This window comes from Gaiella sp. (assembly GCF_035558935.1).
Lineage (GTDB): Bacteria > Actinomycetota > Thermoleophilia > Gaiellales > Gaiellaceae > Gaiella.
Genome location: NZ_DATMBZ010000050.1, coordinates 1 through 11733, shown reverse-complemented (window position 1 = coordinate 11733; position 11733 = coordinate 1). Strand labels below are relative to the sequence as shown.

The 11733-nt window shown below is 71.7% G+C and carries 12 protein-coding genes; 10 read left to right on the top strand and 2 right to left on the bottom strand.

Translation table 11 applies throughout. The features are described from left to right. Positions 1 to 440 precede the first annotated feature (440 nt). The 5 genes from gap (at position 441) to VNM44_RS04985 (ending at position 5430) form a co-directional block, all read left to right on the top strand. The gene (gene gap, locus VNM44_RS05005; RefSeq protein ID WP_325623303.1) at positions 441 to 1442 is read left to right on the top strand and encodes a type I glyceraldehyde-3-phosphate dehydrogenase; all 1002 of its coding nucleotides are present in this window, start codon (positions 441 to 443) and stop codon (positions 1440 to 1442) included. Positions 1443 to 1557: 115 nt separating this feature from the next. Continuing rightward, a complete protein-coding gene (locus VNM44_RS05000) occupies positions 1558 to 2607 on the top strand; it encodes a phosphoglycerate kinase (protein WP_325623300.1) in 1050 nt (349 codons plus the stop codon). Continuing rightward, the gene (tpiA, locus tag VNM44_RS04995; RefSeq protein WP_325623298.1) at positions 2604 to 3281 is read left to right on the top strand and encodes a triose-phosphate isomerase; all 678 of its coding nucleotides are present in this window, start codon (positions 2604 to 2606) and stop codon (positions 3279 to 3281) included. The genes VNM44_RS05000 and tpiA overlap by 4 nt, the downstream gene beginning before the upstream one ends. Next, a complete protein-coding gene (gpmI, locus tag VNM44_RS04990; protein ID WP_325623296.1) occupies positions 3278 to 4765 on the top strand; it encodes a 2,3-bisphosphoglycerate-independent phosphoglycerate mutase in 1488 nt (495 codons plus the stop codon). The genes tpiA and gpmI overlap by 4 nt, the downstream gene beginning before the upstream one ends. A gap of 62 nt (positions 4766 to 4827) precedes the next feature. Further along, entirely contained in the window at positions 4828 to 5430 is a 603-nt protein-coding gene (locus VNM44_RS04985; RefSeq protein ID WP_325623292.1) for an RNA polymerase sigma factor, read from the top strand. On the opposite strand, the gene VNM44_RS04980 is transcribed toward VNM44_RS04985, so the two are convergent. Further along, complete coding sequence (locus VNM44_RS04980; protein WP_325623290.1) at positions 5431 to 5910, bottom strand: cupin domain-containing protein; 480 nt, start codon at positions 5908 to 5910, stop codon at positions 5431 to 5433. Between the two features lie 67 nt (positions 5911 to 5977). Between VNM44_RS04980 and VNM44_RS04975 the strand changes: the two genes are divergently transcribed. The 5 genes from VNM44_RS04975 to VNM44_RS04955 all read left to right on the top strand — a co-directional run bounded on the left by VNM44_RS04975 (position 5978) and on the right by VNM44_RS04955 (position 11503). Then, complete coding sequence (locus VNM44_RS04975; RefSeq protein ID WP_325623289.1) at positions 5978 to 7495, top strand: arginine--tRNA ligase; 1518 nt, start codon at positions 5978 to 5980, stop codon at positions 7493 to 7495. A gap of 104 nt (positions 7496 to 7599) precedes the next feature. Further along, positions 7600 to 8505, top strand: a complete 906-nt coding sequence (locus tag VNM44_RS04970) for a DMT family transporter (protein WP_325623287.1) — start codon at positions 7600 to 7602, stop codon at positions 8503 to 8505. Then, positions 8502 to 9503, top strand: a complete 1002-nt coding sequence (glpX, locus tag VNM44_RS04965; RefSeq protein WP_325623285.1) for a class II fructose-bisphosphatase — start codon at positions 8502 to 8504, stop codon at positions 9501 to 9503. Before VNM44_RS04970 ends, glpX begins: the two co-directional genes overlap by 4 nt. After that, a complete protein-coding gene (locus VNM44_RS04960) occupies positions 9503 to 10525 on the top strand; it encodes a class I fructose-bisphosphate aldolase (protein WP_325623283.1) in 1023 nt (340 codons plus the stop codon). Before glpX ends, VNM44_RS04960 begins: the two co-directional genes overlap by 1 nt. 72 nt (positions 10526 to 10597) lie before the next feature. Continuing rightward, complete coding sequence (locus VNM44_RS04955; RefSeq protein WP_325623281.1) at positions 10598 to 11503, top strand: hypothetical protein; 906 nt, start codon at positions 10598 to 10600, stop codon at positions 11501 to 11503. Here the strand turns inward: VNM44_RS04955 and VNM44_RS04950 are convergent. Next, positions 11500 to 11733 (bottom strand): hypothetical protein (locus tag VNM44_RS04950; protein WP_325623279.1); only part of this gene is annotated, 234 nt, incomplete at its 5' end. The genes VNM44_RS04955 and VNM44_RS04950 overlap by 4 nt on opposite strands.

Genomic DNA, 11733 nt, shown 5'->3' with positions numbered 1-11733 from the left:
CGCTCCATACTCCACGGCGGTGGGCCCGCGCTCCCAGGCGGGGGATCCAGACCCCATCCGCCGTCTGGTGCCGGAGCGCGCATGTGGGGGAGGGGACATCCTCGGAGCTCCTCCCTCAGCCCACCGCCCCGTTCCGCGCCTCATCCCGCGCCGACGGCGGCGAGCGCCGGCGCGTATCGAAGCGCCCCCTCTGGGGGCCGGGTCGTACGCGTCCAGGGCCCGCACCTGGAACTCGTCGCCCCACGACGGGTCCGGCGAGGCAGGTCGGCGAAAGGCTTCCGTCAGGAGACGGAGAACCTGCGTCCGGTCCGAGGCGGCGAAGCGACGGATCACCACGGCGCCGATCGTGCCACGCTGCGGCGGGGTGCGGCGCTGGGCCGGCCGGGCCTCACTAGACTCGAAGCGAACCCAATTCCCAGGACGACGGAGGCGAGAACCGCATGGCAATCCGGGTCGGCATCAACGGCTTCGGCCGGATCGGCCGCAACTTCTTCAGGGCGCAGCAGCAGCTCGGCACCGACATCGAGATCGTCGCCCTCAACGACCTCGGCGACGCGAACACGATGGCCCATCTCCTGAAGTACGACTCGGTGCTCGGGCCGTTCGCAGGGGACGTCGAGCTCGGAGACGGCGTCATCAAGGCGGGCGGCGAGGAGATGAGGATGTACTCCGAGCGCGACCCGGCGAGCATTCCGTGGGGAGACCTCGGCGTCGACGTCGTGCTCGAGTCGACCGGCATCTTCACCGACCGGCCGGGTGCGCAGAAGCACCTCGACGCGGGGGCAAAGAAGGTGCTGATCTCCGCACCGGCAAAGGACCCCGACGTCACGGTCGTGCTCGGCGTGAACGACGGCGACTACGACCCCTCGAGCCACAACATCGTTTCGAACGCATCCTGCACCACGAACTGCGTCGCCCCGCTCGCGAAGGTCGTGGACGACCTGGCGGGGATCGAGTCGGGCTTCATGACCACGATCCACGCGTACACGAACGACCAGAACATCCTCGATCTCCCGCACCGCGACCTCCGACGTGCCCGCGCAGCGGCGATCAACCTGATCCCCACCACGACGGGCGCCGCCAAGGCGATCGGCATCGTCATGCCGCACCTCCAGGGAAAGGTCGACGGCGTGTCGGTGCGCGCGCCCGTGGCGACGGGCTCGCTCACGGATCTCGTCGTGACGCTCGGCCGCGAGGTCACGAAGGACGAGATCAACGCGGCATACGCGGCCGCGGCCGCGGACGGCCCGCTGGCCCACGTTCTCCAGTACTCCGAGGACCCGCTCGTGTCGACCGACATCATCGGCAACCCGCACTCGTGCATCTTCGACAGCCTCATGACGATGAGCCACGGGACGACCGTCAAGGTGTTCGGTTGGTACGACAACGAGTGGGGGTACTCGTGCCGCCTGGTCGATCTCGTCGGGGTGCTGTTGCCGTGACCGGGTTTTCGGCCAGGAAGGAGGGGGCTCGTCGGGGAACCATGGGTTCCCCCACGTCGAACGAGTGGGGCGACTCGTGCCGGCTGGTCGATCTCGTCGGGGTGCTGCTGCAGCGGTGACGCTCCCGCGCTCGGTCGAGACCGCGGACGTCGCCGGCAAGCACGTCCTCGTGCGGGCGGACCTCAACGTCCCGCTCGAGAACGGGCACGTCGCCGACGACACCCGGATCCGCGCGGCGGTCCCGACGCTGCGCCTCCTGCTCGACCGCGGCGCTGCCGAGGTCGCCGTCTGCTCCCACCTCGGCCGTCCGAAGGGGCCCGACCCGGCGTTCGCGATCGCCCCGGTCGCGGCGCGGCTCGCCGAGCTCGTGCCCGACGACCGTGTCCGCGTGCTCGAGAACACGCGCTTCCTTCCGGGCGAGACGAAGAACGACCCAGGCACCGCGCGGCACCTCGCCGAGGGCATGGACCTCTACGTCGACGACGCATTCGGCTCGGCGCACCGCGCCCACGCCTCGACGGAGGCCGTCGCCCACCTGCTTCCGGCCTACGCGGGGCTGCTGCTCCGGGCGGAGCTCGAGCACCTGGGACGCCTCCTCGGCGACGTCGAGCACCCGTTCGTCCTCGTCGCGGGCGGCGCGAAGGTGGAGGACAAGCTCGGTGTGCTCCGCAACCTCGGCGGCCGGGCCGACACCGTGATCGTGGGCGGCAAGATGGCCGAGGAGCTGCGCGACGGCGCCACGCTGCCGTTCCCCGTGGAGCTCCCGCCCGACGTCGTCGCCGCCGCCTCGTTCGACGCCCACGCCGAGAGTCGCGTTGCTCCCTACGACAACCTGCCGGATGGGTGGCTCGGCCTCGACATCGGGCCCGACGCGCGCGACCGGTTCGGCGAGCTGATCCGGGGAGCGAAGACGGTGTTCTGGAACGGCCCGATGGGCGTCTTCGAGTGGGAGCGCTTCGCCGAAGGCACGAAGGCCGTCGCCGAGGCGGTCGCCGCGGTCGACGGGTACACGGTCGTCGGCGGCGGCGACTCCGTGCGCGCGATCTCGGAGCTCGGGCTCGACGACGACGTCTCGTGGGTCTCGACCGGAGGCGGCGCGTCCCTGGAGCTGCTCGAGGGCAAGGAGCTGCCGGGCGTCGCGGCGATTCCGCCGGAGGGCACGTGAAGCTCGTTGCCGGCAACTGGAAGATGTTCAAGGGGCCGGCCGAGACGGTCGCGTTCCTCGACGAGCTCGAGCCGCCCGCAGGCGTCGAGATCGTGGTCTGCCCGGCGTTCGCCTCCCTCGCGGTGGCGGTCGGTCGTGGGCTGCCGGTGTACGCCCAGAACGTCCACTGGGCGGAGCAGGGCGCGTTCACGGGCGAAGTGTCCGCGCCGATGCTGCGCGAGCTCGGCGTCGAGGGCGCGATCGTCGGGCACTCCGAACGACGACAGCTCTTTGCAGAGACCGACGAGACCGTGCGCATGCGCTGCGCGGCCGCGCTCGAGGCGGGGCTTCGCGTGATCGCGTGCGTCGGCGAGACGGAGGCGGAGCGCGAGGCGGGGGAGACCGACGCGGTGCTCCGGCGCCAGGTCGCGGCGATCCCGCGGCACGACGCGCTCGTGATCGCCTACGAGCCCGTCTGGGCGATCGGCACAGGGAAGACCGCGACGCCGGAGCTGGCGCAGCAGGCGCACGAGACGATCAAGGAGCTGCACGACACGCGCGTCCTCTACGGCGGCTCGGTCAAGCCGGAGAACGCGGCCGAGCTGCTGACCCAGCCGGCGGTGGACGGCGCGCTCGTCGGCGGAGCGTCGCTCGAGCCGGAGTCGTTCGCCGCCATCTGCCGCGCCGCGACGTGAGCTCCGGCGGGTACCCGCTCGTCACGCTCGTGGTCCTGGACGGCTGGGGGATCGCACCGCCCGGCCCGGGGAACGCCGTCGATCTCGCCCGCACGCCAGTGTTCGACGAGCTCGTCGCGCGCTATCCGTCGACCCGGCTCCGTGCCTCGGGCCCTGCGGTGGGGCTCCCGGAGGGGCAGATGGGCAACTCCGAGGTCGGGCACCTGACGATCGGGTCGGGAAGGATCCTCCTCCAGGACCTCGTCCGGGTCAGCCGGGCGGTCGAGGACGGGTCCTTCTTGGAGAACGAGGCGCTCGTCGGCGCGTTCCGCCGGGCGAAGGAGCGCGGCGGGAACGTGCACCTCCTCGGTCTCGTCTCCACCGGCGGCGTGCACTCGCACATCGACCACCTGCGCGCATTGCTCGACCTCGGCGTGCGCGCCGGGATCGGCGACCGGACCTGGGTGCATGCCTTCACCGACGGACGCGACGTCTCGCCGCACGCGGCCGTGGACGACCTCGCCACCCTGCCCCCGGACCGCATCGCGACGGTGGTCGGGCGCTACTACGCGATGGACCGCGACGCGCGCTGGGACCGCACCGATCGCGCGCTCGAGGCGATCGTCGCCGGGCGGGGAGAGGAGGCCGACGACCCGGTCGCCGCGGTGCGCGCGAGCTACGACCGCGGCGTGACCGACGAGTTCGTCGAGCCGATCGTCCTACGGGGGCGCCCGCGTCTCGACCCCGCGCAGGACACGGCGATCGTCTTCAACTTCCGTCCCGACCGGGCTCGCCAGCTGACGCAGCGCCTGCTCGAGGCGAGCGCCGACGTCGTGACGATGACCCGCTACCGGGACGACTTCACCTGCCCGGTCGCGTTCGGCGAGCAGCAGGTGCCGGACACGCTCGCCGAGGTGTTGAGCGAGGTGGACGCAAAGCAGCTTCACGCCGCCGAGACGGAGAAGTACGCCCACGTCACCTATTTCTTCGACGGCGGTGTCGAGGAAGCGTGGCCCGGGGAGGAGCGGATCCTCGTCGCGTCGCCCCGTGACGTGCCGAGCTACGACAAGAAGCCCGAGATGTCCGCGCCGGAGGTCGCCCACCGAGTCGCGGCCGCGCTCGGGGACGGCTTCCGCTTCTGCGTGGTCAACTTCGCAAACCCGGACATGGTCGGCCACACGGGCGTGATTCCCGCGGTCGTGAAGGCCGTCGAGACCGTCGACGGCTGCCTCGAGCAGGTCGTCGAGGCGACGCACCGTGCGGGCGGTGTCTGCCTCGTCACGGCAGACCACGGCAACGCCGAGCGGATGCTCGAGGACGACGGCGTGAGCCCGCACACCGCGCACACGACGAACCCCGTGCCGCTCGTCCTGACGATCGACGGCGGTGCGCTCCGCGGTGAGGGCGAGCTGTCGGACCTCGCCCCGACGGTCCTCGCGCTGCTCGGGCTCGACAGACCTCCCGCGATGACCGGGTCGAGCCTGGTCGCGCCCGAGAATCGCTGACACGTCACCGAGTCGTAAATTGTTCGTGAATCGTCGCGAGAGCGCTGTATGCTCGCGGCGCATTGGCCCTGACGCAGCCCGATCATGGTGTGCTCCGCAAGGCCCAGCGCGGTGACGAGCGGGCGTTCAACCTGATCGTCAGAGCCTACGAGCAGCCCGTCTACAACTACGTGCTGCGCCTCGTCGGCGACCGGAGCCTTGCCGAGGACCTGACGCAGGAGGTCTTCCTCCGTGTCTACCAGGGGCTGCCGGGCTTCTCCGACCGGTCGCGCTTCACGACGTGGCTGTTCCAGGTCACGAAGAACCGCGTGCTCGACGAGCTCCGCGCGCTCGAGCGCAGGCCTCGCGCCGTCGTCGCGCTGGACGACATCCCGCCGCTCGAGGTCGTCGACCAGCCGTTCGAGCGCACCGAGACGATCGACGCCGTCTGGCGCGCCGTCGAGGCGCTGACCGTCGACCTGAAGATGGCGCTCCTCCTGCGCGACGTCGTGGGGCTCTCGTACACCGAGATCGCGGACGCGCTCGAGATCACGCTCGCGACCGTCAAGTGGCGGATCTACAAGGCGCGCGAGGAGGTTGCGACGATGCTCGCACGCGACGGGATCACCGCGCGCACGGCGACGACGACGCGGCCGGCTGCCGTGGCCACAGCCTCCACCGAGTAGTCACCGCGGGTCGGAGACTGCGAGGGGCGGTCCCACCACAGTCATCCCGACGTCCGCTCCGAGGTGCGCGAACACGCCCGGGTCGACGGGGCCGTCGGGCAGCTCGGCGAAGCGGTCGAAGAACGCCTCCATCCCCGAGGGCGTGAACGCCACGAGGATGCGGGCGGGCGTCTCGCCGACGTTCTGGAAGCAGTGCGGCACCCCGCGAGGCACGAAGACGAACGAGCCCTGAGGCGCGTCACGACGCTCGTCGGCGAGCCGGAAGCGGAGGCGGCCCTCGAGCACGTACCACGACTCGTCCTCGTTCGAATGAGTGTGCAACGGGGGCCCGTCACCGGGCGCGACGACGTTCTCGAACGCGGTCAGCGCACCGTCGGTCTGCTCGCCACGGACCTTGAACGTGAGCGGCCCGCCGGCGGGGCCCTGGATCGTCGCTCCCTCTCCCGGCCCGACGGTCACGGGCTCCATGGCATCGGGCATCGCTCTGCGCTCCTCGGTCGACTGGGTGGTGCGAGATCCTACGGCGGCGGCCGCCTAGGATGGCGCGATGGCCGCCCCGGACCCCGTTCGCTCGCTGACCGCATCGCTCGCCGAGCTGACGGGCGTCGACGTGGAGCTCGAGCGCCCGTCGGAAGCGCAGCACGGCGATTACGCGACGAACGTCGCATTGCGCCTCGCAGGCGTGCGCAGGCAGCCGCCACGTGAGGTCGCCGCCGAGCTCGCGGACGGCGTGCGGGCGCTCGACGGAATCGCCGGGGTCGAGGTGGCGGGCCCCGGTTTCCTCAACCTCACGGTCGACGACGCATGGCTCGGCGACGCGGTGGAGGCGGTGCTCTCGGCGGGCCGCTCGTTCGGCGCCGGCTCCAGCGAGCCCGTCCAGCGGATCCAGGTCGAGCTCGTCTCCGCGAACCCGACGGGGCCGGTCACCGTCGCGTCGGCGCGGAACGGCGCGTACGGCGACGCCGTCGCGCGCCTCCTCGAGTTCGCCGGCCACGACGTCGAGCGCGAGTACTACTACAACGACACCGGAGCGCAGATGGACCGCTTCCGGGAGTCCGTCGACGCGATCCGCCGCGGCGAGGAGCCGCCGGAGGACGGCTACCGGGGGGCGTACGTCGCCGAGCTCGCGCGCGAGGAGGGCGACCCGGTACCGCAGATGCTCGAGCGGATCGAAGCGGCGCTCGAGCGCTTCCGCGTGCACTTCGACACCTTCGAACGCGAGAGCCTCGTCGAGGCGGAGATCCCCGACGCGCTCCGCGAGATCGAGACGTACGAGTCCGAAGGCGCGCTCTGGGCGCGAACGAGCGTCCACGGCGACGATCGCGACCGCGTCGTCGTGCGCTCCGACGGCACGACCACGTACTTCGCCGCGGACGCCGCCTACATGCGGCGGAAGTTCGCGCGTGGGTTCGACCACCTCGTCTACGTGCTCGGCGCCGACCACCACGGGTACGTCGCGCGCCTCCAGGCGCTCGCCGAGATGCTCGGCCACCCGCGCGACTCGGTCGAGGTGCTCATCTATCAGCTCGTCCAGCTGATCCGCGGGGGCGAGGCCGCGAAGATGTCGAAGCGCCGCGGCGACGTCGTCTTTCTCGACGACTTCGTCGACGAGATCGGCGTCGACGCGGCCCGCTGGTATCTCCTCTCGCGCGGTCACGACCAGACGATCGAGATCGATGTCGACCTCGCCGCGGAGCGGAGCCAGAAGAACCCCGTCTACTACGTCCAGTACGCGCACGCGCGCATCGCCGGGATCCTCCGCAACGCGGAGGGCCGTGTGCCGGATCCGACGCCCGCGGGTGCGCTGGCCGACGAGGAGCGAGAGCTCGTGAAGCGGCTGCTCGAGTTCCCCGCCGTCGTCCGCTCGGCGACCGAGCGGCGCGGGCCGCATGCGCTCCCCGCCTACGCGATCCGCGTCGCCGACGACTTCCACCGCTTCTACCACCAGCACAGGGTGCTCGGATCGGACGCGGAGGGCTTCCGGCTCGCGCTCTGCGCAGGGACGCAGGCGGTGGTTGCGATCTGTCTCGACTTGCTCGGGGTGGAGGCACCCGAGCGTATGTAGCGGGTCTGTCCCGGAACGGGACTGACTCCCGTGGCGCGCGGCCAAGGGCGGAACGCTCGCGGGGGGACGGGGCTCCTGCGGGGCCAGTCCCCTACGATCGCCCGGTGCGCTGGAACGCCGCGCTCGGTGCGCTCGCCGCGTCGTGGGGCTTCATCGCGGTCCTCGTCGCGGCGGTCGACCTCGGCGCCGAGGCGCTCGCGTTCTGGCGGCTCGCGCTCGCTGCGGCCGCCCTCGGCCTCGGGGCCTGCGTAGCGGGCCGAGCCGGGCTCCTCTCTCCCGGCGGGCGGCTCCCAGCGCTCGCCCTGCTGGGCGTCGTCCAGGGCGTCCACTGGCTCTTGTTCTTCGAGGCGGTCGACCACGGTTCCGTCGCGCTCGCCGTCCTGACGTTCTACGCCGCGCCGCTCGTGATCGCGCTCGTCGCGCCGCTCGTCCTGCCCGAGCGGCTGGGGACGACCGTGCTCGGTGCCTGCGTCGCCGGTGCAGTCGGAATCGCCGCGATCGCGCTCGACACGGGCGGCGAAGGCGGAGCCCCCTCCGCCGTGGCTGTCGCCGCGGGCCTCGGCTCGGCGGCCAGCTACGCGGCGCTCGTGATTCTCGCCAAGCGCCTGCTCGCGTCGGCGGTGCCGCCGCTCACGGTCGCATTCTGGGACTGCCTCGTCGGGGCGATCGCCGTCGCGCCGGTGCTCCTCTTCGCCGACCGCATCGTGCCGCAAGGTGCCGGCGAGTGGGCCGTCGTGCTGGCGCTCGGCGTGGTCTTCACCGGTGTGTCGACGCTGCTCTACGCGACACTTCTCCGCCACGTCACAGCCCAGGCAGCTGGCGTTCTGACGTTCCTCGAGCCGGTCGCGGGCGTCCTGCTCGGCTGGGCGCTCGTCGACCAACGCCCCGGCGCGCTGACCCTGGCCGGCGGCGCGCTGGTGCTCGCGGCGGGAATCGTCGTCGTCGTGCTCGAGCCGGCCGAGACGCGCGTCGCGGACGCTCCGGCCGGGGTAGGATCGGGCATCGAATGAACCGCGACCCCTCGCGTACGCCGCCCGACCGGAACCTCGCGCTCGAGCTGGTGCGGGTCACGGAGGCGGCCGCGATGGGAGCCTCGCGCTGGATCGGCAGGGGGGACAAGAACGCCGCCGACCAGGCCGCGGTCGATCTCATGCGCTTCATGGTCAACTCGGTCTCGATGCGCGGCGTCGTCGTGATCGGGGAGGGTGAGAAGGACGAGGCGCCGATGCTCTACAACGGCGAGGAGGTGGGGGACGGCACCGGCCCGGAGGTCGACGTCGCCGTCGATCCCCTCGAGGGCACGCGGCTCACTGCGCTCGGCATCTCCGGCTCCATCTCGGTGATCGCCGTGGCCGAGCGAGGATCGATGTTCTTTCCCGGCGCGGCGGTCTACATGGACAAGATCGCCGTCGGGCCCGAGGCGGCGGACGCGATCGACATCGACCGCTCGCCCACGGAGAACGTCGAGCGCGTCGCCGAGGCGAAAGGCGTGGAAGTGAACGAGCTCACCGTCGTCGTGCTGGAGCGCGAGCGCCACGACGACCTCATCGCCGAGCTCCGTGAGGCCGGTGCACGGGTGAACCTGATCCGCGACGGCGACGTCGCGCCGGCGATCGCGGCCGCACAGCCGGGCACCGGCATCGACATGCTGATGGGCGTCGGGGGCACGCCCGAGGGCGTCATCTCGGCCGCCGCGATCAAGTGCCACGGCGGTGCGCTCCAGGGTCGCCTGTGGCCGCGCGACGACGACGAGCGCACGAAGCTGGTCGAGGCGGGATTCGACGTCGAGAGGGTGCTCACGCACGACGACCTCGTGCGCGGTGAGGACGTCTTCGTTGCGGCGACGGGCGTCACGAGCGGCGCGCTGCTTCGCGGGGTGCTTCCGGGAGCCGACGGCGTCGAGACTGAGTCGATCGTGATGCGCTCGCGCTCCGGCACGGTGCGGCGAATCGCGGCGCATCACCCTTCGGGGAAGCTCCGGAGATTGCGAACGGAAGGAGGCCGCTGATGGCGGCGAACGAGCTCAGGGCGATCGCGCAGTCGATCGTGGCAGACCACAAGGGCGTGCTCGCGGCTGACGAGTCGACGGGCACGATCAAGAAGCGCTTCGACTCGATCGGCGTCGAGTCGACGGAGGACAACCGCCGCGCGTACCGGAACCTCCTCTTCACGACCCCGGGCTTCGAGGAGTACGTCGGCGGTGTGATCATGTACGACGAGACGATCCGCCAGGCGTCCGACGACGGCACGCCGTTCGCGGAGCTGCTCGCGTCGAAGGGCGTCGTCCCGGGGATCAAGGTCGACACGGGAGCGCAGGACCTCGCGGGACATCCGGGCGAGAAGGTGACGGAGGGCCTCGACGGCCTGCGCGCCCGCTTCGCGGAGTACCACGCGCTCGGCGCGCGCTTCAGCAAGTGGCGCGCCGTGATCACGATCGGCGAGGGCATCCCGACGGACGCCTGCGTCCACACGAACGCGCACGCCCTCGCGCGCTACGCGGCCCTCTCGCAGGAGGCCGGGATCGTGCCGATCGTCGAGCCGGAGGTCCTGATGGACGCCGAGAACACGATCGAGCGCTGCTTCGAGGTGACCGCGCGGACGCTCCACGTCGTCTTCTACGAGCTCTACCGGCAGGAGGTCGCGCTCGAGGGGATGCTCCTGAAGCCGAATATGGTGATCTCGGGGAAGCAGTGCCCGACGCAGGCGCCTTCGTCCGCGATCGCCGAGCTCACGGTCGACTGCTTCCTCCGGCACGTGCCGGCCATGGTCCCCGGCATCGTGTTTCTCTCCGGCGGGCAGTCCGAGGTCGAGGCGACCGAGAACCTGAACGCCATCAACCGCGTCGGCGGCCCGTGGCCGCTCTCGTTCTCGTACGGCCGGGCGCTGCAGGCCTCGGCGCTCCAGGCGTGGGGCGGCGAGCCCGACAACGTCGACGCGGGACAGGACGCGTTCCTCCATCGCGCGCGGATGAACGCGCTCGCGGTGGCGGGTGACTGGAGCGCGGAGGTGGAGCAGGCCGTCCCCGCCTGACCGCGGCGAGCGGATTTCGACGTGCGGAGGGCCGTGACGCGGCTCTCCCGCGTCGGGCGCTACGCTCGCACGATGTCCGTTCGCGCCGTGGCCTTGGCGGCCGTCGTTCTGGCCGCCCTCGGGCTGGTCGCCGGTGCCCAGGGGGGCTCCGCGGCGCCGCCCGTGCGCGTCACGGTGTTCGGCGACTCGGCCGCGACGGCGATGGCCTACGACCCGGACGCGAAGCGGACGCTCGGGCGCGGCATCGACCTCCGCCTCGAGGTCGCCGCGTGCCGCCGCCTCGGCGACACGAGCTGCCCGTACGACGGCGTGCGGCCTCCCAACGTCATCGACCGCGCGACGGCGCTCGGCTCGGAGATGGGGCCCGTCGTGGTCGTGAACGTCGGCTACAACGACTTCGAGGCGAACTACGCCGACAACATCGAGCAGGCGCTCGCGGTGTTTCGGAAGGCAGGGGTCGAGCACGTGGTCTGGCTGACGCTGCGTGCAGAGCGGCAGAGCTACCTGTCGATGAACGCGATGATCACGGCGGCGGCGCAGAAGCATCCCGAGATGACCGTCGTAGACTGGAACGCGCAGGCGCGGAACAACCCGGCCTGGCTGCAGCCCGACGGAATCCACCTGACGCCGTTGGGGGCCGAGGGCATGGCGGCGCTCGTCAACGACGCGCTCGTCCAGCTCGGTGTGGCGCCGAAACCCCTCGCTCCGCCGGCGAGGAAGCTCCTCGCGATCACGTCCCGCTCGCTCCCGCTCGGCCATCTCGGACGGGTGTATGCCGCTCGGCTCCAGGCGGTGGGCGGAACGGCCCCGTACCGCTGGCTGCGCAGCGGCGGATCCATCGCGCCCGGCGTACGCCTGACGACGAGCGGACGGCTCACCGGTGTCCCGAAGCGGACCGGGAGCTACCGCCTTCGCGCGAAGGTCGTCGACCGCGCGGGAGCGGTTCGCGTCCGCCAGGTGCTCCTGCGGATCGCCTAGCCAGGACGGGCCGGGAATCCGCTGCGGCGCCCGCGCAGCGGCTTGAGGCCGCTCCGGCGCCACGTGAGCTCGTCGAAGAGCGCGCTGCGCAGCTCGACGAGCACCCCGCTCGGGTGGTCGAGGACGGCGAGGATCGCCTCGCGGTCCTCCGGCGAGAGCGCGACGAGCTCCTGGTTGTGCGTCGTCGCCTCGAGGAGGAGCCGTGCGGTGTGATCGGAGCCGTCGCGTGT

What these genes read in the sequence shown, in the direction of transcription:
- VNM44_RS04975 (WP_325623289.1), top strand. Translation starts at nt 5,978, where the DNA reads ATGGCCGCCCCGGACCCCGTTCGCTCGCTGACCGCATCGCTCGCCGAG.
- VNM44_RS04960 (WP_325623283.1), top strand. Translation starts at nt 9,503, where the DNA reads ATGGCGGCGAACGAGCTCAGGGCGATCGCGCAGTCGATCGTGGCAGAC.
- VNM44_RS04980 (WP_325623290.1), bottom strand. Translation starts at nt 5,910, where the DNA reads ATGCCCGATGCCATGGAGCCCGTGACCGTCGGGCCGGGAGAGGGAGCG.
- VNM44_RS04955 (WP_325623281.1), top strand. Translation starts at nt 10,598, where the DNA reads ATGTCCGTTCGCGCCGTGGCCTTGGCGGCCGTCGTTCTGGCCGCCCTC.
- glpX (WP_325623285.1), top strand. Translation starts at nt 8,502, where the DNA reads ATGAACCGCGACCCCTCGCGTACGCCGCCCGACCGGAACCTCGCGCTC.
- gap (WP_325623303.1), top strand. Translation starts at nt 441, where the DNA reads ATGGCAATCCGGGTCGGCATCAACGGCTTCGGCCGGATCGGCCGCAAC.